Source organism: Sphingomonas gellani (assembly GCF_900110035.1).
Classification (GTDB): Bacteria; Pseudomonadota; Alphaproteobacteria; order Sphingomonadales; family Sphingomonadaceae; genus Sphingomonas; species Sphingomonas gellani.
The window spans coordinates 232,882-255,767 of the sequence record NZ_FOCF01000005.1 but is presented as its reverse complement, the minus strand read 5'-3'; the positions used below and the strand labels follow the sequence as shown (position 1 = coordinate 255,767).

At 68.4% G+C, this 22,886-nt stretch carries 24 protein-coding genes and 1 tRNA gene; 8 read left to right on the top strand and 17 right to left on the bottom strand.

Annotated elements, in window-relative coordinates; translation table 11 throughout:
• Positions 1-10: 10 nt before the first annotated feature.
• The 9 genes from BMX37_RS11620 to BMX37_RS11580 all read right to left on the bottom strand — a co-directional run bounded on the left by BMX37_RS11620 (position 11) and on the right by BMX37_RS11580 (position 8,648).
• Positions 11-778 carry a cytochrome b gene (locus tag BMX37_RS11620; RefSeq protein ID WP_139198081.1) on the bottom strand — a complete coding sequence of 256 codons (768 nt, stop codon included), beginning with the start codon at positions 776-778 and terminating at the stop codon, positions 11-13.
• Between the two features lie 45 nt (positions 779-823).
• Positions 824-2,272 (bottom strand): DUF4403 family protein, encoded by a 1,449-nt coding sequence (locus BMX37_RS11615; RefSeq protein WP_244501545.1) that lies wholly within the window; start codon positions 2,270-2,272, stop codon positions 824-826.
• A 118-nt stretch (positions 2,273-2,390) separates the two neighbouring features.
• Positions 2,391-3,212, bottom strand: coding sequence for an RDD family protein (locus BMX37_RS11610; RefSeq protein WP_244501544.1), 822 nt, complete (start codon positions 3,210-3,212; stop codon positions 2,391-2,393).
• Between the two features lie 19 nt (positions 3,213-3,231).
• Complete coding sequence (locus tag BMX37_RS11605; RefSeq protein ID WP_093665902.1) at positions 3,232-4,254, bottom strand: stage II sporulation protein M; 1,023 nt, start codon at positions 4,252-4,254, stop codon at positions 3,232-3,234.
• Entirely contained in the window at positions 4,251-5,558 is a 1,308-nt protein-coding gene (locus tag BMX37_RS11600; RefSeq protein WP_093665901.1) for a DUF58 domain-containing protein, read from the bottom strand. Before BMX37_RS11600 ends, BMX37_RS11605 begins: the two co-directional genes overlap by 4 nt.
• Positions 5,559-5,585: 27 nt before the next feature.
• A complete protein-coding gene (locus BMX37_RS11595; RefSeq protein WP_093665900.1) occupies positions 5,586-6,542 on the bottom strand; it encodes an AAA family ATPase in 957 nt (318 codons plus the stop codon).
• Entirely contained in the window at positions 6,539-7,786 is a 1,248-nt protein-coding gene (locus BMX37_RS11590) for a hypothetical protein (protein WP_093666007.1), read from the bottom strand. The genes BMX37_RS11595 and BMX37_RS11590 overlap by 4 nt, the downstream gene beginning before the upstream one ends.
• The gene (locus tag BMX37_RS11585) at positions 7,783-8,472 is read right to left on the bottom strand and encodes a DUF4129 domain-containing protein (RefSeq protein ID WP_244501543.1); all 690 of its coding nucleotides are present in this window, start codon (positions 8,470-8,472) and stop codon (positions 7,783-7,785) included. The genes BMX37_RS11590 and BMX37_RS11585 overlap by 4 nt, the downstream gene beginning before the upstream one ends.
• 99 nt (positions 8,473-8,571) lie before the next feature.
• Positions 8,572-8,648, bottom strand: a tRNA-Arg gene (locus BMX37_RS11580).
• A gap of 61 nt (positions 8,649-8,709) precedes the next feature.
• On the opposite strand from BMX37_RS11580, the gene BMX37_RS11575 reads away from it, so the two are divergent.
• The gene (locus BMX37_RS11575) at positions 8,710-9,465 is read left to right on the top strand and encodes a queuosine precursor transporter (protein ID WP_093665899.1); all 756 of its coding nucleotides are present in this window, start codon (positions 8,710-8,712) and stop codon (positions 9,463-9,465) included.
• 18 nt (positions 9,466-9,483) lie between these two features.
• Here the strand turns inward: BMX37_RS11575 and purQ are convergent, their stop codons facing one another.
• Both purQ and purS read right to left on the bottom strand, forming a co-directional pair.
• Positions 9,484-10,152 carry a phosphoribosylformylglycinamidine synthase subunit PurQ gene (purQ, locus tag BMX37_RS11570; RefSeq protein ID WP_093665898.1) on the bottom strand — a complete coding sequence of 223 codons (669 nt, stop codon included), beginning with the start codon at positions 10,150-10,152 and terminating at the stop codon, positions 9,484-9,486.
• Positions 10,149-10,379: a phosphoribosylformylglycinamidine synthase subunit PurS gene (purS, locus tag BMX37_RS11565; RefSeq protein WP_093665897.1), complete on the bottom strand. Its 231-nt coding sequence runs from the start codon at positions 10,377-10,379 to the stop codon at positions 10,149-10,151. The genes purQ and purS overlap by 4 nt, the downstream gene beginning before the upstream one ends.
• A 167-nt stretch (positions 10,380-10,546) precedes the next feature.
• On the opposite strand from purS, the gene BMX37_RS18825 reads away from it, so the two are divergent.
• Positions 10,547-10,696, top strand: coding sequence for a hypothetical protein (locus BMX37_RS18825; RefSeq protein WP_170841947.1), 150 nt, complete (start codon positions 10,547-10,549; stop codon positions 10,694-10,696).
• 25 nt (positions 10,697-10,721) lie between these two features.
• Here BMX37_RS18825 and purC read toward each other — a convergent pair whose 3' ends face one another.
• Positions 10,722-11,501: a phosphoribosylaminoimidazolesuccinocarboxamide synthase gene (purC, locus tag BMX37_RS11560; protein WP_093665896.1), complete on the bottom strand. Its 780-nt coding sequence runs from the start codon at positions 11,499-11,501 to the stop codon at positions 10,722-10,724.
• Positions 11,502-11,732: 231 nt separating this feature from the next.
• Here purC and BMX37_RS11555 point away from each other — a divergent pair, with 231 nt between their 5' ends.
• The 4 genes from BMX37_RS11555 to BMX37_RS11540 all read left to right on the top strand — a co-directional run bounded on the left by BMX37_RS11555 (position 11,733) and on the right by BMX37_RS11540 (position 17,699).
• Entirely contained in the window at positions 11,733-12,419 is a 687-nt protein-coding gene (locus BMX37_RS11555) for a DUF4893 domain-containing protein (RefSeq protein WP_139198080.1), read from the top strand.
• A gap of 59 nt (positions 12,420-12,478) precedes the next feature.
• Positions 12,479-13,657 carry a glycosyltransferase gene (locus BMX37_RS11550; RefSeq protein ID WP_093665894.1) on the top strand — a complete coding sequence of 393 codons (1,179 nt, stop codon included), beginning with the start codon at positions 12,479-12,481 and terminating at the stop codon, positions 13,655-13,657.
• Positions 13,658-13,726: 69 nt separating this feature from the next.
• On the top strand, positions 13,727-15,973 hold the full coding sequence (parC, locus tag BMX37_RS11545; RefSeq protein ID WP_093665893.1) for a DNA topoisomerase IV subunit A: 2,247 nt from the start codon (positions 13,727-13,729) through the stop codon (positions 15,971-15,973).
• Between the two features lie 43 nt (positions 15,974-16,016).
• Positions 16,017-17,699 (top strand): putative bifunctional diguanylate cyclase/phosphodiesterase, encoded by a 1,683-nt coding sequence (locus tag BMX37_RS11540; protein ID WP_093665892.1) that lies wholly within the window; start codon positions 16,017-16,019, stop codon positions 17,697-17,699.
• Here the strand turns inward: BMX37_RS11540 and BMX37_RS11535 are convergent.
• The 4 genes from BMX37_RS11535 to BMX37_RS11520 are packed head-to-tail and all read right to left on the bottom strand — an operon-like array spanning position 17,618 to position 20,576.
• A complete protein-coding gene (locus BMX37_RS11535; RefSeq protein WP_093665891.1) occupies positions 17,618-18,841 on the bottom strand; it encodes a CCA tRNA nucleotidyltransferase in 1,224 nt (407 codons plus the stop codon). The genes BMX37_RS11540 and BMX37_RS11535 overlap by 82 nt on opposite strands.
• Complete coding sequence (locus tag BMX37_RS11530) at positions 18,832-19,428, bottom strand: CoA pyrophosphatase (protein WP_093665890.1); 597 nt, start codon at positions 19,426-19,428, stop codon at positions 18,832-18,834. Before BMX37_RS11530 ends, BMX37_RS11535 begins: the two co-directional genes overlap by 10 nt.
• Positions 19,425-19,988, bottom strand: coding sequence for a DUF1285 domain-containing protein (locus tag BMX37_RS11525; RefSeq protein ID WP_093665889.1), 564 nt, complete (start codon positions 19,986-19,988; stop codon positions 19,425-19,427). The genes BMX37_RS11530 and BMX37_RS11525 overlap by 4 nt, the downstream gene beginning before the upstream one ends.
• A gap of 39 nt (positions 19,989-20,027) precedes the next feature.
• The gene (locus tag BMX37_RS11520; RefSeq protein ID WP_093665888.1) at positions 20,028-20,576 is read right to left on the bottom strand and encodes a GNAT family N-acetyltransferase; all 549 of its coding nucleotides are present in this window, start codon (positions 20,574-20,576) and stop codon (positions 20,028-20,030) included.
• A 155-nt stretch (positions 20,577-20,731) separates the two neighbouring features.
• Here BMX37_RS11520 and BMX37_RS11515 point away from each other — a divergent pair, with 155 nt between their 5' ends.
• Positions 20,732-21,103 carry a dihydroneopterin aldolase gene (locus BMX37_RS11515; protein ID WP_093665887.1) on the top strand — a complete coding sequence of 124 codons (372 nt, stop codon included), beginning with the start codon at positions 20,732-20,734 and terminating at the stop codon, positions 21,101-21,103.
• Here BMX37_RS11515 and BMX37_RS11510 read toward each other — a convergent pair.
• Positions 21,078-21,968 (bottom strand): hypothetical protein, encoded by an 891-nt coding sequence (locus tag BMX37_RS11510; protein WP_093665886.1) that lies wholly within the window; start codon positions 21,966-21,968, stop codon positions 21,078-21,080. The two genes, BMX37_RS11515 and BMX37_RS11510, sit on opposite strands and share 26 nt — an antisense overlap.
• A 218-nt stretch (positions 21,969-22,186) precedes the next feature.
• On the opposite strand from BMX37_RS11510, the gene BMX37_RS11505 reads away from it, so the two are divergent.
• Entirely contained in the window at positions 22,187-22,864 is a 678-nt protein-coding gene (locus BMX37_RS11505) for an energy transducer TonB (protein ID WP_093665885.1), read from the top strand.
• The last annotated feature ends 22 nt before the right edge of the window (positions 22,865-22,886 follow it).

The following is a 22,886-nucleotide window of genomic DNA, read 5'->3' as shown; positions in this document are numbered from 1 at the left end:
CGGGACGAAGTCAGGGCCGACCGATACCCATCCGGGCCAGCTCACGGCGGCGATCGATCAGCTGATGCTTCAGCGCGCCTGCGACGTGCAGGACAAGCAGCGCGAGCATGATCCACCCGCCCAGCAGATGCGCGCCCTCAATGCGTTCATGCAGTTCGCGCTGCTCCGGCACTCCCTCCGGCGTGCGACCCATCGCGTTGATCGGCGCGATCAGCGGCAGCTTGAAGATCCCCCAGATCATGACCGGCCCCCGCTTGCGCGGCGGCTGGCCACCGCCCTTGCCCTCTCCGGCCGGGCCACCTGTCGCCTGTCGATCCGGGCCACCGGTGGGTGCGGGTGGAGGTGGCGGCGGCCGATGCGCCTCCGCCCAGGCGGCACCCGGCGACCCGGCGGGCGGATTGGCCGACACCATCGCCCATCCCGACAAGGGCAGCAGCAGCATCGCCGCGTAGAGCAGCAGATGTACCCCGTGCGCGGTGATCCGCTCCCAAGGAGCCATCGGCAATAATGGCGGCGGCCGGTGCGTGATGCGCCACATGATCCGCACCAACGTCAGCGCCAGAATCGTGATGCCCGACGAGATGTGGAGCACGAAGAAGCCGCGCGGCAGAACCGGTCGGAGCAGGCCGGACGCCAGATTGTACAGGATCAGCAGGGCGATCGCCCAATGCAGCGCGATCGCCACATTGGTGTACCGCAGATACCGGTTTCCGTCGTACGCCTGACCCATCGCCATGTCCCGCGCCTCCTGACCCGCCCAGCATGGAAGGGGAGGCATGCGCCCGTCAAGGGAGCCGGCCGGAACCTCGCTGACCGCGGTCCCTTACAGCGGGCGATAGGTGATGGTCGCGCGCCCGGAGACGCGGACGGGCATGAACAGCCCCTGGCCCGTCGCCTTGATGACCCCGTTCTCCACCCGATCGACCTGCGTCGCCAGCAGGAAATCGCCCTCTCGCCGCGAGCCGATGGCCCGGCGCGCGGAATCGAGTACCTTGGCGTAGTCGGGGGCGAAGTCGTGCGACAGGCCGCCCCGGATGCTCTCCTGAACCCCGGCGTCGTTGAACAATGCGACCAGCAGGTCGGTGACGCTGCTGTCGGTATGGGTGGTCAACGACAGGTCGCGCACCTCGACCCGCTGACTGCCCGGCCGGTTGAAGGGGATCGCCGTCAACCAAACCTCTCCACGCGTGGACAGCAGCGACGTGCCCTGCGCCTTCACATTGGCCTGGATGCCGACCGCGAGGTGATCGTTGGTGGTGGCATAGACCGTCACCTTTCCGAACCGGGCATCGACCGGGCCGACGCCGGTCAGCGTGATGCCCTTCGCCGCCCGCTTCTCCAGCGCGCGCTTCACGACAGGCTCCAGTTGCGCGTAATCGGCAACCACCGGGATGAAGAAGCGCAGGCCCGGCGTGCCCGTCACTCGGCTGGGCGGGGGAAGCGGGGTGGCCGGCGGGTCGGTCGGCCGCTTACCCACGAACGTCTGCGTCAAAGCATCGGCCGACAACATCATGGTGAGGCGGCCTTCCTCGATCCGGTACCCGCCGAAACCGAGCCGCTGCGGCGCGATCCGCATCCAGACCGGCGGATTGTCGCGATTGAGCGAAACGGCCGTGAACGCCCGGCGCCAGACATCGGCAAGCTGGCGATCCAGGCGCAGCGCGGCGAGCTGTTGCGGCAGCGTCTTTTCCAGTTTGGCGACGACGGGTTGCAGGCGCTGGTCCGCCTTGTCCACGAAGACGATGCGCTGGCCGGCGAAGTCGATGCCCGGCGGCTCCGTCCAGTCATAGTCGATCGACACGCGTGCCGACGGGATCCAGTCCGGGCGGATCGACAGGTTGGCGACGGCATGGACGATCGCAGACCCGGTCGCGGTCTTCGACAGGACCCCGCCGACCTTGCGCGCGGCAATGGTCGCGTGGACCGGCATGGCGATGGTCAGCCGCGACCCGCTGCCGCCTAGGGTGACCGGACCCCGCACCACCTGTCCGACGATTCGACAGCCCAGGTCGGGAGTCAGCTTCACCCGCCCGATGCCAAGATTGACCCGCTGTGCCGGGACGCATCGCTCCACCTGCTGGTCTATCGTCCAAAGCTGACGTGGCAGCTCCTTCTCCACCGCTCGTTCCAGATCGTCGAGCGAGGCGGAGACCGGCACGATGACCGTGGAGCTCTCCTTTGGGAAGCTGATCGGTGCGGTCACGCGCGGGGGTGCCGGCATCGACACGTTGCGGTGGCAGCCGGCCAGTCCGATCGCACCCCCAATGGCCAAGAACGTCGATACCCTGAGGTGAAACGTGCAGGCGGGGCGCACCGATAAAGTCCCTTTGGCTGGCAACGGGACCCGGCGAGTCCCTGGTGCGCATATCGATCCGAACCGGCCTGATCCGTCAAGCCGCGTGCTTGTCCTCCCGGCGTTGCCCGACCATCAATCGCTGTTCCAGCCTGGCACACAGCGCGACGTAATAGTCCGACAGGAATCCGCGATCGTCCCCGTCGTCTGGCATGTCCGCCTTTGCCCGGATGATCCCGGCGACCGTCTCGATCGCGTCGGGTCGGCCGGCGCGCAGCACCTCCTCCAGTGTCTGGAGCTCATGGATGCCGTACAGGTTCAACGCGGCATCCGAAAACACGCGTCGATCCGCCGGGGCGGCCTGCACCAGATCGCCGGCCAGCCGGGCGCGGGATGACCGCACGACCCAGGTCCCCGCCACCAGATCACCGACGCGCAGCCGGTCCCGGTTGAACAAGGGGAAGAACAGGAAGATGCCGCTCCATGACAGGGCGAACAGCGTCAGGAAGGTGTCGGCCACCCCCTGTGCCGTCTGCATGCCCAGGAAGGAGAGGGGCAGGAACACCTCGATCTCGCGCATGGCGTTGCGCGCGATCACGGCGCCTGCGGTCAGGCGCGCGCCGTCGCGTGCGACGACCCGCAGGCCCAGCAGTCGCTTGCCGGGGGTGGCGCCGCGCCCGCCCAGCTCGAACAGGGTGAACCAGCCGTTGCGCAGGGCGAAGGCGCCGAGCAGCCACAGGATGGCGAACACCTCCCCACGCACGCTGCTAAGCAGCAGATAGCCGATGGCGATCGTCGCCAACACGAGGATCACCAGCATCAGCAGCGCGTCGACGACGAACGCGCCCGCGCGCGCGCCGGCTGGCCCCAGTTCCAACCGCAGGTCGACGCCCTCCGGCGTCACGAAGCGCCGGCGCATGGTGGCGGGCGCGCGAGCCCTACGCCGTGGCCAGCGCATGACGCCCCCGCGGAAGGTAGAAATAACACAGCCAGCCGGCCAGCATCGTCAGCCCGATCGCCAGGCGCGGCAGATCGCCGGTGACGGTCTGCCGCCCGATCCCCTCCAGCAACCCGGCCACCGCCAGCATGACCACGGTGCCCGCCATGGCCACAGCCGCCGATCGCCCCGCCACCATTGCGGCATCGAGCCGGGCGAGCCGGCCGGGAAAGGCGATGGCGATGCCGATCCGCAGCCCCGCCGCGCCCGAGAGCATCACCGCGAACAACTCCGTCGTGCCGTGGATCGCCAGCCAGCAGGCGAAGCCGACGCCCACCCCCTTTGGCACGAACACGGCCAGAAAGGCGCCGAGCATCAGGCCATTGTAGAGGATCAGCAGCACCGTCGGCACGCCGAACGCGAAGCCCAGGGCAAAGGCGAACACCGCGATCTGGGCGTTATGCGTGAACAGATAGGTGGCGAATGTCGCCAGCATGTCCTTTTGCGGCGTGTACAGCGTCTGGCGCAGGCTTTCGGCGGAGGCGGACGGGTCGCGACCGCTCGACAGTCCCTCGGGTATGATCGCGCCGAACCAGCCGGGATCGGCGCGGATCAGCAGGAACGCCGTCACCGCGCCCGCGATCGTCAGGGCGAGCATGACCAGCGTTTCCCGCCACAGGTCGCGCACGGCGTCGGGCCATCCCCGCGCGAAGAACCTGCCGAGCTGGGTCCAGGCGGACGTCGGCACGCCATAGATCTGGAAATACGCGCGGGTGGACAATTGTTCGAGATAGTCGACCAGCGCGCGGTCCAGCGACGTCTCGCGCGCCAGCGACAGCGACGACAGGGTCGCACGGTAGAGGACGGGCAGGGCAAGCAGGTCGTCATCGCTCAGCGCACGCACCGATCGTTTCTCGATACGCGTGACCAGCCGTTCCAGACGGTCCCAATCGTCGCCATAGGTCGCACGGAAGCGGCTGGCATTGACCGGAACCGCACCGGCGGTGTCGACGGGCGCGGTCACAGCATGTTCCTCCGCTTCAGTTCGACATAGCGCTGCACCAGCCGCTCCCCCACCCGGTCGTGTTCCGCCTCGACGACCTGTACCCCCATTCTTTGCAGGCGGAGCAGCACGGTCTGACGTGCGCGGAGCAGTTCGGCGGCCGTGACCGCGCGCGCGACATCGTCCGCCTCCGCCGGTTCTGCCGCGACGATCGATTCCAGCTCCTCGTCCTGCAGAACCACCACGATCAGAAGGTGCCGCGCGACGATCAGTTGCGCGGCGCGGATCATGAAGTCGGCGCTGGTCAGGTCGACGATCTCCGTGAACAGGACCACGGTCGATCGGCGGTGCAGCCGTGCCGCCAGCGTGGTCAGCGCGAATGTGTAGTTGGTCTCGTCCTCGCTATAATCGATGCGCGCGGCCAGCCGTCGCAGGTGAGCGAACGCGCCGGTGCCGCCGATCGCGCCGCTCGCGATGCGGGGTTGCGAGTCGAAGGCGTGGAGCGCCACGCGATCGCCGAGCTTCAGCGCCACCCAGGCGGCGAGCAGCATGGCCGATACCGCACGGTCGATGCGGGGCAGACCCGCCACCGGGTCGGCCATCTGGCGCCCGGCATCCACCGCGAACACGATCTGGTTGTTGCGCTCCACACGGACGTCTCGGGCGTAGAGCTTGCGGTGGCGGGCGGACTGTTTCCAGTCGATCGTGCGGCGCTCCATGCCAGCCTGGAACTCCACCAGCGCCTCGAACTCGGTGCCGTCCCCGCGCTTGGCCTGGCTCAGTAGGCCTTCGATGGCGTGACGTTCGACCAGCTGCGCGCCCTTGTCGCGGACGGGGCGCATGTCCGGCAGGATCAGCGTCTCCGCAGGCGCTGCCACGATCGTCTGACGCCACGCCAGTCGCAAAGGTCCTCGCCAGCGCAACCACGCCGTCTCGACCCGAGCATGGCCCCGGCGCGTCGCATGCAGAACGATGGCGGCAGCGCCGCGCCCGTCCTTGAGCGCGACGGTGGTCACGTCGTTGTCCGGCGTCAGCAACGGGTCAGTCGCGACCGCAACCTCGGCGGATCGCGGCAGCTGGCTGCCGTCCACCTCGACCCGTGCCGTCGCGATCAGCTCCTCTCCGACGCCGACGGTGGCAGGCAGTGTAAGCGTCAGACGCCCGCGCCGGCCGCCGACCAGCCCGTCCGCCAGGGTCAACGCCACCAGGCACAAGGGCCATGCAAGCCCGAGCGGCCAGCGGTCGGGCATCGCCACCGCCACCAGCAGCGCGACGGGGGCGCCCGCCGCCGTTGCCAGCACTGCCAGCCGGGTCGGATAGATCACGGTCGCGAAGTCCCCGCCGCCATCCGATCAGCGCGGCGCGTCGATCGTGTCGATGATCCCCGCCACCACGTCCTCGATCGCCCGTCCGTCGATTTCCGCCGCGGGCGACAGGATCAGGCGATGGCGCAGCAGGGCAGGGGCAAGCGTCTTCACATCGTCCGGGATCACGAAGTCGCGTCCGTCGATCGCCGCCCGGGCACGCGCCGCGCCTGCCATCATGGCACCCGCGCGCGGCGACGCTCCGCCCGCCAGATCGGCGACGCGCCGCGTGCCCCGGACCAGCGCGGCGATATAGTCCACCACCTCGTCGACCAGCCGCACCGTCTCGACCGCATCGGCGGCCGCGGCAATGGCGGATGCGTCCAGCACCCGCTCGACCCCCCAATCGTCGGGCGTCATCACCGATTGGCGGCTGCCATGCGCCGCGATGATGCGGCGTTCCTCCTCGGCGGAGGGATAGCCGACCAGCTGCTTGAACAGGAACCGGTCGAGTTGCGCCTCGGGCAGCGGGTACACGCCCTGTTGCTCGATCGGGTTCTGCGTCGCGACCACGGTGAAGCGAGGTCCCAGCGGCAGGGTGTCGCCATCGATCGTGACCGTGCGTTCCTGCATCGCCTCCAGCAGCGCGGCCTGCGTCTTGGGCGGCGTGCGATTGATCTCGTCGGCGAGCAGCAGGTCGCAGAAGATCGGGCCGCGCGTCAGGGAAAAGCTGGACGTCTGGAAGTTGAACAGGTTGGCGCCGATGATGTCGCCGGGCAGCAGGTCGGGCGTGAACTGGATGCGGCCGAAGCCCAATCCGGTCGCGCGCGCGAAGCTGTGCGCGATCAGCGTCTTGGCCGTCCCCGGTGGCCCTTCGAGCAGGATGTGTCCGCCCGACAGCAGCGCGACGAGCATCAGTTCGACCGTCTGCTCCTGACCGACCACGGCCTTGCCCACTTCGGCCCGGACGCGCTGGGCAAGCGCGGGCACCTCATCAAGCGTCACTGCGTCCTGTCTCCCCTGTGCCAATCATGAAGGTCGCGCGCGGTGGCGAGTACCGCCTCGCGCGTGTCGGCCGCGGCGGCGGCGGCGGCCAGTTCGGAAAAGCGCCGTGGTCGCTCCAGCCGGTCTAGATACGCGTCCAGCTCCGTGCCGGACAGGCGGGCGGGTGCGCCGAACGCCAACGCCGCGCGTTCCCGCGCCAGCTCGGCATAGCGCGGGCCGAGCATGCCCCAGCGGCCCGCCTTGCGGATCAGCGCGGCGGTGTTGTCGATCAGCGCCGCCTTGCCGAACGCGATCGCGCGCGGCAGCCGGCGGGGGGCGCCGAAACGGACGGTCGCCTGCCACCCGACCAGCAGCAGCGCCGCGAGGATCGCCAGCGTCATGGCGAGGAAGGGCGGCTCCAGCGCCAGCTTCAACGGGCTGCGCGTGCGGGCGAAGCCGTTCAGCGTCACGTCGAACGAGATGCCGTCCGCCTCGTTCGAGTTCAGCCAGTCGAGCAGCGCCAGCGCCGACGCGGCGTCGTTTTCGCGCCGCATACCCTTGTTGTTGAGCAGGTCCGGGTCGGCCAGGATGTAGACGGGCCGATCCGCGACCTTGACCAGCACGGCATGACCCTGGCGATCGGTGATGATCGGGATCAGGCCGGGCGTCAGGCGGCGTTCGCCCTGCACCATCACGGGGCGGTTGGCGATCACCTGCAGAGGGCGGGGCGCGCGAAAGGTGATGGCCGGGGGCAGGTCGCCCGCGTTGACCAAAGGCTGTCCGCCGCTTGGCACGCGACCTATCGACAGGGGGGTGGCTGGCGCGAGCACTCCGCCCGGGTCCCCGGCGTGCAACAACCCTGCCTGTCGCACCCATCCGGCATGTCGCTTGTCGGGCACGGTCTGCCATTTCGGCAGCACCATCAGCGTGACCCGGCCCTGCCGATGCGACAGGACGGGATCGACGTCGACGCTGCCATGTTCCGGCGTTGCGACCAGCAGGTTCTCGGTTTGCAGGCCCGCTTCGTCCCGCACCACACGCGGGTTGCGTCCCGTCTTCTCGGCGAGGCGGATCAGGCCTGCATAGCCGGTCGCGCCGTTGGACAGGGCATGCGCGCCGCCATTGTGCCCGCCGCGCCAATCCGGCGCATAGGCGCTCAGCACCAGCGTGCCGAGAAAGCCGACGACGCCGACGACCAGCAGTAGCGCGATGACGGCGGGTCGGAATGTCGGCCGGTCGAGCCGAGTGGAAGAACCGCCGCTCACGCGCGCCACGCCTCCGCCAGCGTCATGCGGGTATAGGCATCCCGAGCCGCCAGCCACTCTTCCCGATCGACTCCCCGCCCGCCGAACAGGCTGCGCTCCACCAGCGCAGCGATGTCGGCGAACAGCGTGCGGGCGGCGGCAGGGATGGCACCGGCTGCGCCAAGCTCCCGGCTGGTCAGCGCGGGGCGGACCAGCCTGGGGCGTCGGCGTGCAATGTCCTCGACCGAGCGGAACAGCAGCCGATGCGCAGCCTCCGCATAATGGCCGTCGGCCGCGAGGGCGTCAGCCTCCTGCAACCAGGCGTGGACCGGCGCTGCATCGGGCGACCATTCCTCCTCGAGCGCCACGTCGCTCGCCACCGCCTTGCGACGCCAGCGGGGCAGACGCCACGCGCCCTCACGAATCCTGTTCCATGCCGCCCATGCCATGGCCGCAACCGCGATCGCGATCACGCTCCACAACAGCGCGCGGGCATAGGGCGCGTCGGGCATCCAGCTGCCCAGCCACCGCAGCCCACGTCCCACCGGCCGCAGCAGGTCGCGCAGCCATCGCCCCAGCGCCACCAGCCATGCCGGCGGCGGGGTGGGGGGCGCCATTGGCGGCAACAGGAACTGCACGTCGCCGTCCGCACGCAGCGCGGCATGCGCCTGGTGCAGGCGCCGGGCGGCGCCAGCCGCAGCGTGCAAGTCTGCCGATCCCAAATGATCCCCCGTGTCGATCACGAGATTAGCCGGCCGTTCCGGCGGTGCAACGGCTAAATGGAGGATGACAGGCCGAGTGGAGGCTGGCGCGCCCGGCTGGATTCGAACCAGCGACCACAAGCTTAGAAGGCTCGTGCTCTATCCAACTGAGCTACGGGCGCGCGCGATTGTCGACCTAGCGCGGATTGCGCGGGCGCGAAACCGGCATCATGACCATGGGGCATGGACAAGGACCAGACGACGCCCGACGCGCCGCGTAAAGTGGAGGCAGGAGCGGTGCGCGGCGGCGAGTTGCGCTATTACGACTTCGTGATGGCGGCGTTCGTCGTCGTGCTGCTGCTGTCCAACGTCGTGGGGGCGGAGAAGCGGTCGGTCATCACCCTTCCCGGCATCGGGACCTGGCCGTTCGGCGCGGGGATCCTGTTCTTCCCGATTGCTTATGTCATCGATGACGTGCTGACGGAGGTCTATGGCTATGCCCGTGCGCGACGCGTGATCTGGGCCGGCTTCGCCGGATTGGCGTTCATGGCGATCATGGAATGGACGGTCGTGCACCTGCCGGTCGCGCCGGGGTGGAACGGACAACCGGCGTACGAGCGGGTGTTCGGGGCCGGCTGGCGCATCATCGGCGCATCGCTGGTCGCGTTCTGGGCCGGCGACTTCCTGAACTCGCTGGTGCTCGCCAAGATGAAGCTGTGGACGGACGGGCGCTGGCTGTGGACCCGCACGATCGGCTCCACCATCGTGGGGGAGGGGGCGGACAGCCTGTTATTCTATCCGCTCGCCTTTTACAGCCTGCCCGACTGGCCGACCGGGGCGCTGGGCGCCGTGATGCTGAGCCAGTTCGTCCTGAAGGTCGCTTGGGAGGTGGTGCTGACGCCGGTCACTTATCTGGTAGTCGGATTCCTGAAGCGGCGGGAGGGCATCGACGTGTACGACCGTCACACCGACTTCTCGCCATTCCGCACGCGGGTGTGACCCCGACGCGCGGCCGGATCAGGCGCCGACCGCCTCCAGCAATCCTTCGAACAGGCGCCGGCCGTCGGAGCCACCATGCGCGGATTCGACGCGACGCTCCGGATGGGGCATCATGCCCAGCACGTTCCCGGACGCGCTGACGATGCCGGCAATGCGCCGGGCCGAACCGTTGACCTCTTCGCCGTAGCGGAATGCGACCCGCCCTTCGCCCTCCAGCCGGTCGAGCGTGGCGTCATCCGCGAAGTAATTGCCGTCATGGTGCGCCACGGGGACGCTGATCGTCTCGCCTGCCTCATAACGGCTGGTGAAGGCCGTCTGGCTGTTCTGCACCACCAGCGGCACGTCCCGGCAGACGAAGTTCAGCCCGGCATTGCGCATCAGAGCCCCCGGCAACAGCCCGGCCTCCGTCAGGACCTGGAAACCATTGCACACGCCCAGCACGGGCAGGCCGCGGTTCGCCTGTTCGACGACCGCGCGCATGACCGGCGACCGCGCCGCGATCGCGCCGGAGCGGAGATAATCGCCATAGGAGAAGCCACCGGGCACTGCGACCAGGCCAACGCCGTCGGGCAACGCCGAGTCGCCATGCCACACCATGTCCGGGCGGGTGCCGGTCACGTCCTCCAGCGCCACAGCGAGGTCGCGGTCGCAATTGGAGCCCGGAAAGACGATAACGGCGGTCTTCACGCCCGTTCCACCCGGTAATTCTCGATCACCGTGTTGGCGAGAAGCTGGCGACACATCGCGTCGATCGCCGCGTCGTCGGTGTCATCGGCGACCTGCATCTCGATCAGTTTGCCGGCGCGAACATCGTCCACCCCTGCGAAGCCGAGCGAGCCCAAGGCGTGGTGGATCGCGCGGCCCTGCGGGTCGAGGACCCCCGGCTTGAGCGTGACAAAGATACGAAGCTTCATGGCGTGGTGTCTGTCCCGGCTGTGACGCGCGCCGCTATGCCGCCCAGCCGGTCCGCGGGCAAGGTTTGCATCGGCTTTACCATCGGGCGGAAGGCGATGTTCACCCGCGCCGACGACGATGCGGGACCTGCCGAACGGGTGACCGGCGGCGTCGGAAAGGAAGTGCCATGGCGGGTCTGGCCATGATCATGTTCATCGCGTTGTTCGCGTTCGGCAATCAGTTCGTCGGCTGGGACGATCCCGCGGGGCATGTCCAGCTGGCGCTGTTCACCACCTTCCTGTTCGGCATCATCTGCGGCTACCGCGTCCGGACCTGATCGTCCGGACACGGGCGCACAAGGATCAGCGGCCGCGCTTCTTGCGGTGTTCGTCCATGTCCAGCACCGCAGTCTCGCCACCCTCCGGCAGCAGGCCGAGGCGACGCGCCACCTCCTGATAGGCTTCCACCTCGCCGCCCAGGTCGCGGCGGAACCGGTCCTTGTCGAGCTTTTCGTTGGATTCCATGTCCCACAGCCGGCAGCAGTCGGGGCTGATCTCGTCGGCCAGGATGATGCGGCCGTAATCATTGTCCCAAATGCGACCGAATTCGAGCTTGAAGTCGACCAGACGGATGCCGACGCCGGCGAAAAGGCCGGTCAGGAAGTCGTTCACGCGGATCGCCAGGTCGGCGATGTCGTGCATCTCCTCCTGCGTCGCCCAGCCGAATGCGGCGATGTGCTCGTCCGTGATCATCGGATCGCCGAGCTCGTCAGACTTGTAGGCGTATTCGATGATCGTGCGAGGAAGCTGCGTCCCCTCTTCGATGCCCAGCCGCTTGGACAGGCTGCCGGCCGCGATGTTGCGGACCATCACCTCCACCGGCACGATCTCCACCTGACGGATCAGCTGTTCGCGCATGTTCAGCCGGCGGATAAAGTGGGTCGGCACGCCGATTGTGCCGAGCAGCGTGTAGATGTGCTCGGAGATCCGGTTGTTCAGCACGCCCTTGCCGTTGATCGTGCCCTTTTTCTGGGCATTGAAGGCGGTGGCGTCATCCTTGAAATACTGGATCAGGGTGCCTGGCTCGGGACCCTCGTACAGGATCTTGGCCTTGCCCTCATAGATCTGGCGGCGGCGAGCCATCGGCGGAGTCCCCTGGAAACGGTGCGGCCCCGTCGAGCGCGACTGACCGTCGCGTTGCCGGGGCCCGGCTGGCGGCGGCCTATAGGCCATGGGGCAGGGGGGTGCAATCGTGGCTGCCGTGCCCACGGCACCTCGATCAGTGCACGCGTTTACCATTCGTTAATCTCCGAAGTGCACCATTCGTTAACGGATTGGGCCCTTGCTGAAGGCCGCCGGCATTTGGAGATCGACATGACCATCCGCGGCCTCGCTTTATCGGCGATGCTCGCGCTCGCCCTTCCGGGGTGCGCATCGCATCAAGCGGTCGTGTCGGCCAAGCCGGCGGCGGTCGTCGAGCTGGCGCACGCGGGCCAGACGCCGACTTGGCAGACGATCGCCACGCCCGCCGACATCGCGCGAATCGAGGCGCTGCCCGGACGCCTGGCGCAGGCGCGCGCCGGTGTACCCGCGCATCTGGCGGGGCGGATGCGTGCGGAAGGGCCGCTGGTCGACACCGACGCTGCGCAGCAGATGCCGCAACTGCCGCCCGGCTCCTATTACTGCCGGTTGCTGCGCTTCGGCGGTCGAGGCCGCTTTCAGGCGTTCGCGCCCGACTTCTGCTATGTCGATATCGGGCCGAAGGGGCTGTCCTTCACCAAGCAGACCGGGTCCAACCTGCCGCAAGGCTATCTGCATCCCGATGGCGACAGGCGACAGGTGTTTCTGGGCACGATGCGGACCGCCGGCGTGCGCGGCGGTGGCGGTACCTATGGGCAGGATGCTTCCGCCGATCAGGTCGGCATCGTGGAGCGGGTTGCGCCGTTTCGCTGGCGCCTGATCATGGACAGGGCCGGGCAGGGCGCAGCGCTGGACATGTACGAACTGGTGCCCGTGCCCGGGACCGTACCCGGTGCAAAGCCGGCCACCCAACCGGGCTGAGGCGCGGAGGCACCGCGACGGGAACCTTACCTTTACCGGATGGTGGGTAAGGGGGCGGCATGAAGGTCCTCGTCCTGTCCAGCCTGTTCCCCAATGCGGTCCAGCGGCGCCACGGGATCTTCATCGAGCATCGCCTGGCCCACACCCTGAGCCCGGCGGACGAGGCACGCGTGATCGCGCCGGTGCCGTGGTTCCCCTTCGCCGGTGAGCGCTGGGGCCGGTACGGCGAGATGGCGCGGGTCGCTGCCCGGGAGAACCGACGCGGGTTGCAGATCGAGCATCCGCGCTACCCCGTGGTGCCCAAGGTCGGGCAGACGATCGGGCCGATGCTGATGGCGGCATCGCTGTACGGCCCGCTCAGGCGGCTGCGCCGCACGTTCGATTTCGACGTGATCGACGCATATTATCTATACCCGGACGGGGTTGCGGCGGCGTGGCTCGCGAAACGGTTCGACCGGCCGCTGGTCATGTCGGCGCTGGGTACCGACGTCAGCCTGATCCCGCATTGGGCGCCCAGCCGCGCCATGATTCTGGATGCCGTGCGGCAGTCTTCGGCGACCACGGCCGTCTGCGGCGCGTTGGTCGATGCCCTGGCGGAGATGGGCGCCCCGCCGGAGAAGTTGCATGTCGTGGAGCACGGCGTCGATCTGGAGCTGTTCGTCCCGCCGGTGAACCGCTCGGCCACTCGGGCGCGGCAGGGCTTCGACGGGCCGACTGTGTTGTCGGTCGGGCATTTGATCGAGCGCAAAGGACACGATTTTGCGATCCGCGCGATTGCGGAGATGCCGGGGGTACGGCTGGTGATCGCCGGCGACGGCCCTTGCGAGGGAGCGTTGCGGCAACTCGCCCAGAGCCAAGGCGTCGCCGATCGCGTCCGCTTCCTCGGCCATGTCGACCAGGCCGACTTGCCCGACCTGTACGGCGGTTCGGACGTCACCGTGCTGTGTTCGGATCGGGAGGGCATCGCCAACGTGCTGCTGGAAAGCATCGCCTGCGGCACCCCGCTGGTGGCTACCCCGGTCTGGGGCTCCCCCGACGTGGTGCGCGTACCGGAGGCGGGGGTGCTGGCCGCGGACCGGTCGGACGAGGCGATCCGGTCGGCGCTGCAGACGCTTCTCGGCAATTTGCCCGATCGTGTCGCCACGCGTCGCTATGCCGAACGCTATGACTGGGCGGAGACGGGACGCCAGCACCGCGCCTTGTTGCAGCGTGCGGTGGCGGAACATCGGCGTTCCTGAACCCGTTCCCGATGACGGAACAGAGGCGGAACTCGCCTAAGGCGCGATCCGCTGCTATTCGTGGCTGCAATGGCTACAGACCTTTCCGATCCGTTCGACGCGATCGTCGATGCGCCCTTCGATTCCGCCTTGTCGGAACGCTATCTGGTGTACGCGCTGTCGACGATCACCGCGCGGTCGCTGCCGGACGTACGCGACGGGCTGAAGCCGGTTCATCGCCGCCTGTTATGGGCGATGCGCCTGCTGCGATTGGATCCGGCATCGGGGTACAAGAAGTGCGCGCGCGTGGTCGGCGACGTGATCGGCAAGTACCACCCGCATGGCGACCAGTCGGTGTACGACGCCATGGTACGCCTGGCCCAGGATTTCGCGCTGCGGTATCCGCTGGTCGACGGGCAGGGCAATTTCGGCAACATCGACGGCGATAACGCCGCCGCCTACCGCTACACGGAGGCGCGCCTGACCACGGTCGCCATCGACCTTATGGACGGGCTGGACGAGGATGCGGTCGCGTACCGCCCGACCTATAATGGCGAAGAACAGGAGCCGGAGCTGTTCCCGGGCCTGTTCCCGAACCTGTTGGCGAACGGCGCCAGCGGCATCGCGGTCGGCATGGCGACCAGCATCCCGCCGCACAACGCGGCCGAGCTGCTCGACGCGGCGATCGCGCTGATCGACGACCCCGCCGCCGATCCGCTCGATCATGTGAAGGGACCCGACTTTCCGACTGGCGGCCTGGTGGTCGATCCGGCGGCCGTGATCCGCGAAAGCTACGCGACCGGGCGCGGCAGCTTCCGCGTCCGCGCGCGCTGGACGGTGGAGAAGGAAAAGGGCGGCGGCTGGCAGGCTGTCGTCACCGAAATCCCTTACGGCATCCAGAAGGGCAAGCTGATCGAGCAGATCGCCGGCCTTATCAACGATCGGAAGCTGCCGATCCTGGCGGACGTGCGCGACGAGTCGGACGCGGCGGTGCGCATCGTGCTGGAGCCACGCGCCCGCACGGTGGATGCGGGCGTGATGATGGACGGCCTGTTCCGGCTGACCGATCTCGAAACGCGCATCGGGCTGAACCTCAACGTCCTGGACAAGGATCGCACCCCGCGCGTCATGTCGCTGCGCGAGGCGTTGTTCGCATGGGTGGAGCATCAGTTCGTGGTGCTGCGCCGCCGGACCGAGCATCGGCTGGCCAAGATCGCCGATCGCATCGAACTGCTCGACGGCTATCTGGTCGCTTACCTCAACCTCGACCGGGTGATCGAGATCATCCGAACGGAGGATGAGCCGAAGGCGGTGATGATTGAAGAGTTCAGCCTGACCGACCGGCAGGCGGAGGCGATCCTGAACATGCGGCTGCGATCGCTGCGCCGGCTGGAGGAATTCGAGATCCGGGGCGAGCGTGCCAAGCTGGACAAGGAACAGGCCGATCTGACGCAGCTGCTGGGGTCCGAGGCGCGGCAGCGGACGCGCATGAAGCGGGACCTGACGCGCGTCCGCGACCGCTACGGCGCCGACACGGAACTTGGCCGGCGGCGGACCGGGGTGGAAGAAGCGGCGCCCGCGCGCGAAATCCCGCTGGAGGCGATGATCGAGCGGGAGCCGATCACCGTGATCCTGTCCAAACGCGGATGGATCCGCGCCATGAAGGGGCATGTCGAACTCGCCTCCGCCGAGACGCTGAAGTTCAAGGAGGGTGACGGCCCGGCCTTCGCCTTTCATGCGCAGACCACGGACAAGCTGTTGATGGCGGCGGAGAACGGGCGGTTCTACACGCTCGCCGCGGACAAGCTGCCGGGCGGACGCGGCTTTGGCGAGCCGGTGCGCGCCATGGTGGACCTGGACGGCAACGCCGGCATCGTCACCCTGCTTCCCGCGTCCCGCGCGGCCAAGCTGCTGGTCGTGGCATCGGACGGGCGCGGCTTCGTCGCCAATGTCGCGGAGGTCATGGCGGAAACGCGCAAGGGCAAGACGGTGCTGACGCCGCGCACCGGCGCCGTGCTGAAGGTGGCGCGCGCCATCGCGGTCGGTGACGATTACGTCGCCGTGATCGGCGACAACCGCAAGATGCTGGTGTTCCCGCTCAACGAGCTGGTGGAGATGGGTCGAGGGCAGGGGTTGCAGGTCCAGCGGTACCGGGACGGCGGCCTGTCGGACGCGGTCACGTTCCGCTATGCCGACGGCCTTAGTTGGCCGATGGGTGGGGAAACCGGGCGGACGCGGTCGGAGGCGGACCTGGGACCATGGCGCGCGGCGCGCGGCGCGGCGGGGCGGATGCCGCCCACGGGTTTCCCGCGAAACAACCGGTTCGCAGACAGTTGAGTTTCAGCGGGTCTTAACCTTCCTGCGTTAGGCGGGACGGGTCATGGGCTTACTCGCGTCCATCCTGTTCCAGCCTGCTGCGCCCGACCCGATCGAGGCGGGGCTCCAGTTGGTGTCCGTTCCGGCGGCGCATGTAGTGCGTGTCGGTGAGGGTTTCCGGCTGGACGACGTCAACGCGGCGTTCCGTCAGGCTAGGCTGGGCGAGGGTGAGACGTCGCCGTTCCTGGTGGCCAGCGCGGCGCAAATCGACGCCTTTCTTCGCTCCGACGAGGTGCGGCGCGACTTCGAGTGGGAACAGGGCGAGTCGTTCGAACGGCGGCATTACCGGGTGACGATCGCCCGCGCTTCTGCGGCCGACGCGAATCGATGCGTCGTGACGCTGCTCGATCAGACCAGCCAGCATCAGACCGAACGCAGCCTCCGGCGGGAGATGACCACCGACAGCCTGACCGGTTTGCCGAATCGGGAGGCTTTTTCCGACCTGATCGAACAAGCGGCGCAGGATCATCCGCATCATGCCGTGCTGGTGGTGGACCTGTCGCGATTCGGGCGGTTCAACGCCTGTCTCGGCTCGCTGGCCGGGGACGAGCTGCTCATCACCGTGGCGCGCCGGCTCCGCGGAGCCCTGCGCGCGCGCGACACGCTGGCCCGGATCGGCGGGGACGAGTTCGGCATCCTGATGACCATCGACGATGGGCCGGAGGACGCCCACCAGGTCGCGCAGCGAATCCACCGCGCATTGGCGACGCCCTTCCGACTGACCGATTACGAGATCGGCGTGGAATGCTCGATCGGCATCGCGCTGGGTACGGATTGTGCCGGCGACGTCGAGGAATTGATCCGTCACGCCCAATTCGCGGTAAAGCGGGCAAAGGCGACCGGCGCCACCGAAACCTATCAACCCCAGGCATTCGCCATCGCGCGCGAGCAGTTCGGCATGGAGACCGCGCTGCGCCGCGCCATCGAGGACCGGCAGCTTCGGCTCAGCTACCAGCCCATCCACGATCTGGTGACCGGCCATCTGGTCGGCTTCGAATCGCTCGCCCGCTGGACGGATGACGATGGGCGGGCGGTGGAGCCCGGGCAGTTCATTCCCGTCGCCGAGGAGTCGGGGCTGATCGTGCCGCTTGGCCGATGGGCGCTGGACGAGGCGGCGCAGACTCTTGCACAGTGGGATGCGGTGACGGGCGGCCATTGCGGCGCGCGCATGGCGGTCAACCTGTCCGCGATCCAGCTGCAACGGGACGCCGTACCGGACGCCGTCGCCGAGGCGCTGACCGCGGCGGGCATCTCGGGCGATCGGCTGACGTTGGAGCTGACCGAAAGCGCCCTTGTCACCGATCCCGACCGGATCGCCGGGGCCATGTGGTCGTTGAGGGAGCTGGGCGCCACGCTGGCGCTGGACGATTTCGGCACCGGCTATTCCAACCTCGCCTATCTCCAGAAACTGCCGATCGACATTCTCAAGATGGATCGCAGCTTCGTCACCGGCATGCTGGCCGACCGCGACAAGATCGCGATCGTGCGCGCGGTGCTGAGCCTCGCCCAGGCGCTGGGCAAGCGAACGGTGGCGGAGGGGATCGAGACGGTGGAACTGGCCCAGACGCTGGCCGCGATGGGATGCGATTTGGGGCAGGGCTATTATTATGGACGCCCGCTGGAGGTCGAGGACGCGCTGGCGCTGCTGCTATTGAGGAATGACGCAGCCACCACGTCGGCAAGCTGATCGACCCGCGCCGCGTCGGGAAAGCCCTCAGCGACCCAGTGTCGCTCCACCTCGCGCAAGGCTTGCGCGACGACCGGCCCTTTCTCCAGACCCCGCGCGACCAAAGCGCCGCCGCTTACCGGCAGCCTGGGTGGGGACCAGCCGACCACCGTTGATGGGTCCTGCCCTGTGATGAGCAGGCGGTCGACGGCTTGCGCCGCACCCACGCGATAGGCGAGCCCGCGCGGCCCCTCGTCACCCGTGCCCGCCGTCGCGCCGATCAGCCGCTTCCGATCCGCGTTCGACAGCTTCAGTCGCGCGCCGACGCCCTCCGACGCTTCGGGGGGAAGCAGCGCGGCGAGGCGGCGGATCGCGTCGGGGGCTATGCCGGCCGCCGCCTCCCTGAGCGCCAGAGACGCGAGCCGCGCACAGCCCTCCCCGTCAATCTCGGGCAGGACGGACAGCAAGATGCCGCGTTCCACCATAAGGCCGACGACCTCGACAGCGTTCGAGGTCACCAGCAGCTTGAGCATCTCCCCGGCGATACGCTCCCGCGACAACGCCATCAGGTCACGGGATCGCGCCACACAGGCGTTCAGGCCGTCCGCATCGATCGCGTCACCAAAGCGCGCATGGAAGCGGAAGAAACGCAGGATGCGCAGATGATCCTCCGCAATCCGCTGTAGCGGGTCGCCGATGAAGCGCACACGTCGCGCCGCCAGGTCCGCCAGCCCGCCGAAGAAATCGCTGATCGCGCCCGTCGCGGGATCGGCATACAGCGCGTTCATTGTGAAGTCGCGGCGCGCGGCATCCTCGCGCCAGTCGTCGGTGAACGCGACCAGCGCATGGCGACCGTCGGTGGACACGTCGCGGCGCAGCGTCGTCACCTCCACCGGTTGCCCGGACGCGAGCACCGCGGTGACCGTGCCATGCGCCAGGCCGGTGGGCACCGCCTTAATCCCGGCATCGCGCAGCTTGGCGATCACCGCTTCCGGCGCATGAGAGGTGGCGATGTCCACATCAGCGACCGGAATGCCGAGCAGCGTGTCGCGCACCGCGCCGCCCACATAGCGGGCCTGTCCCGCGTCCGCCCCGAGCACCATGGCCAGGTCGGCCAGTCCAGCAAAGGCATCCCAACGATCAGGCGCTATGGTCACGCCCATGCCAGCCGCCGTGACAGATTGACGATGATCCCCGCTGTCGCGCCCCAGATGCGCCGGTCCTGCCACTGTATCTCGTGGAAGTGCCGCTCACGCCCCTTCCACATCGCATGCGCCGGGCGGTGATTGGCGGGGTCGAGCAGATGGCGCAAAGGGACCTCGAACACGCTCGCCACCTCCGCCTCGCTGGGTCGCAAGGGCAGGCCGGGTGGCACCACGGCTACCACGGGCGTGATGTCAAAGCCGGTGCCGGTGCGATACCGGTCCGTCACGCCTGCCACGCGTACCGCTTCGGGGGGCAGGGCGATCTCCTCGTCCGCCTCGCGCAGTGCCGCCGCGACGGGGCTTTCGTCGCCGGGATCAATGCGCCCGCCGGGAAAGGCTATCTGTCCGGCATGGTGCCGCAGGGTCGCGGCGCGTTCGGTCAGGATCACGCCCGGCTCCACGCGGTCGATGACGGCGATCAGAACGGCCGCCGGGACAAGCTGGATCAACGCGTCCGACAACAGGCCATCGTCGCCCGCAAGAAACATCGTTTCGGAAGAAGGGGAGGCGGATAACGATGCCGCGAGCCGATCGGCCAGGGTCATCCTGCCTCCAGCGCGAAAAAGGCGCCGTCGCTCCAAACGCCCGTTCGGCCATCCGGCGACGTCACCGCGCGCTCGACCAGCTCGTAGAAGACGGGGCGGGCGATCAGGGCGTCCAGCTGTCCGCGCACCCGTAGATAAGGACGCGGGCCGTCGGTTGCGTCGATCAGGTGCAGCGGCCGGTCGGGGCCTGCGACGACCAGATCGCCGGTGTTGATGCGAAACGCCAGCTGCGCATCCGCGCCATCGCCCTCCGCCTTCAACTCCACGGCCACGAACGGCGCGTCCTCGACCACGATCGCCAGCTTCTCCACCGGTGTGACCAGCACGTGGCTGCCATCCGCTTCCCGGCGCAGGACGGTGGCGAACAGGCGCACCATCTCCGGACGAGTGATCGGGCTACCCTGATGAAACCAGGTGCCGTCGCGCGCGATACGCATCTCGCTGTCGCAGCAATGATCGGGGTTCCAGCTGTCGACCGGCGGCAGTTTCGAGTCTGCCGACCAGCGGGCGATCTCCGCCAGGCTCAGCGCGGACAATTCGGGCGGCGGCGGCATCGGCATATGGGCGAGGTAGGTCCTGGGCCTCCGCCAGTCCAGTGGTCAGCCCGTGCGCGCCGGTCGATCCGCCGGCCCCAGATCACCCGCCACTGCGGGGATGCCGTCGCCACGCGCGAGAAGGCGGTGCCGCTCCACCGGCCCGGGCAGCCGCCAGTCACCGGTCGCCGTCGCCGCGAAGCCGAAGAAGCGTCCGTAATATTCCGGGTCACCGATCAGCATCAGCGCATGGCTGAGACCCGCGTCCTGCGCCGCGTCGAGCGCGCGGTGAATCAGCAAGCGGCCGATCCCGCTGCCCTGCCTGTCCGGTGCCACCGCGACCGGACCGACCATCACCAGGGGAGTGGTCGCGCCATCGTCACCTCTCAGTGAGACCGGCCAGCACTGGATGGTCCCGATCAGCATACCGCCGTCGATCGCCGCGAAGCTGAGCTGCGGCAGGGCGATCGCATCTCCGCGCACCTTATACGCCGTACGCGCATGACGCTCCGGCCCAAAGGCGCGGTCCAGCAGTGCCTCGACCTGTTCCGCCGGGACGCTTCCGATGGGCAACAGTTCGATGGCAATGCCGGCAACCGGGGGAGAGGCGTTCATATCGCGAGGCATTCCTGATGGGCGCTGAAAGGAGAGGTGCCCGGGGCGGGCGCTTTATCGCTTCGCGACGCGAACGCAACGGGATGGGCGGGCCCCGCATCGGGCTAGCCGGCGACAGGCCTTTCGCACCGTGTGCGACATGCTACAGGCGCGCGATGGACGACAGCCTTCAGCTCGAAGTGCACGATATCGAGGTCCAGGTGCTGACCGGCATCTACTCGGAAGAAACGCACCTGCCCCAGCCGCTCAGGATTTCGCTGACGGTCGACCTTGACTGCCCGCCCCGGTTCGAGCCGGACACCCCCTTGTCCGCGTCGAAGAACTATCTCGACCTGAAGCGGGCGGCCACGGAGGCGCTGCCGCCTGGCGTGCATTTCACGCTGATCGAGGCGCTCGGCGACCATATCTGCGAAACGCTGTTCCTCGGCGATACGCGAGTTCGCCGTGTGCGCGTCAAGATCGTGAAGCTTGCCATCGCGGAGGCCGGCGAATCGATTGGCATCACGCTGGTGCGGCACCGGCGCTGACTACATCGGCGGCCCTGGTGCGGCCGCACGGGCCCAGCGCGGACAGAACGAATCGGTAATCCTCCTGCGCGGCCGCCGCATCTTCGGCCGTCAGGTCGGCGGTGCTGCGGTCAGGCAGGGTGGCGGGCAGCGCACAGGCTAGCCGGTACCACAGCAATGTCGCCGGACGGGGCGGAGCTGCCGCCTCGTCGACGATCTCGGACAGCGCCACCGCCCAGCGCGGCCGCTCGCCCGGCCGACGCAGCACGCTGATCGACACCGGGCGACCATCGGCCGTGGTCAGGAACAACTGCGTCTCGCCCTCGCCGGGCAGGGAGCCGGGAACATGGAAGGCGTGCCCGACCCCCGTGATGCGGGGCGGCGTGTCAGACGCCAACGCCTCCCGGCTGATCGCGCGGGCAGTGGCGTCGAGCGCGGGCGACCACGTTCGCTGGGCGTCCGGCGCAACCAACTGCAGCTGCGCCCCGTCTCCGCCGGCGACCTGCCGGGCGAAAACCAGAACCCGCTCCTTCTTCAGCTTGGGCAGGCGACCGGCCGCGTCCGGTGCGACATCCAGCACATAGCCGATGCGGGGCGGGATGCCGCCGGCACCACGGATCAACGCGGTCAGATCCGCCTCTACATACAGCCTGGCGTGGCCTTCGGGCACCCCGGCCGCCTCCGCACCCTTGATCCGGGTAGTCGAGCGGATGACCGCGTCCGCGATGACGGGACTCGCCAGCACCAGGTCGGCGACATCGGCATAGGGTATCTGCTGCCCGGATACTGCTGTCATCGGCGCCGCAGGTGCGTCCGATTGCGCCGCGACGGGGATGGGCGAGGACAGCGCGAGCAGCAGGGCGAGGGGCGTGGGTTTGGTGGCCATGGGCATTTCGCTACGTTCGTGTACCTGAATGTGACAGAAATAAATCTAAAAGCCGGCACAGATACGTCGAAAGCTACTTACAAAGCGTTTGCGTAGGGAAAGGGGTGGCGATAGGACTCGCTCAGCCGCCCGACGGGACCGCTACCGCAAACGGTAGCCAGGAATCCTGCGCCGCCCGAAGGAGCGGCAGGCCGGCCGAGAAGGAGTTTCGTTGCTGAATGGCCTATGCTGACCAGAAGATGTCCGGGGGCAGAATCACGGCGATTATCATCGTCGCGCTGATCCATGCCGCTCTCGGCTACGCCTTCGTCACCGGTCTCGCGACCAATTTCGTGAAGAAGGCGACGGAGAAGTTGGACACGTTCAACGTGGAGGAGCCACCGCCTCCGCCACCCGATGAACCGCCGCCCCCGCCGCCGGATCAACCCAACCTGCCGCCGCCGCCGACCACGGTCGTGTCGCCGCCGCCGATCATCCAGACGCCTGTTCCGGCGCCTGTGATGAACGTCACGCCGGTGATCCCGCCCAGTCAGCCGACTGCGCCACCCGCTCCTCCGGCTCCTCCGGCCCCGCCCGCTCCGCCGGCTCCGCCGCGCGTGTCGCAGGCCGCCGGTCTGCGCGGTAATCCGGGTGAGTTCTTCGGCGCGGACAACTACCCGGCGGAGGCGCTGCGCGCCGAGGCGCAGGGTCGTGTGGTGGCCAGGCTCAGCGTGGGTACGGATGGTCGCGTGACCGACTGTTCGGTCACGACGTCCAGCGGCAACTCGTCGCTCGACTCGACGACCTGTCGTATCGCCAAGAGCCGCGTGCGGTTCACGCCGGCGAAGGACGAGAACGGTCAGTCGATCGCGTCCACCTACACGCTGCCTGTGCGTTGGGTTCTGCCGAGGGATTGAGAAGGGGGCGGAGCACGAGGCT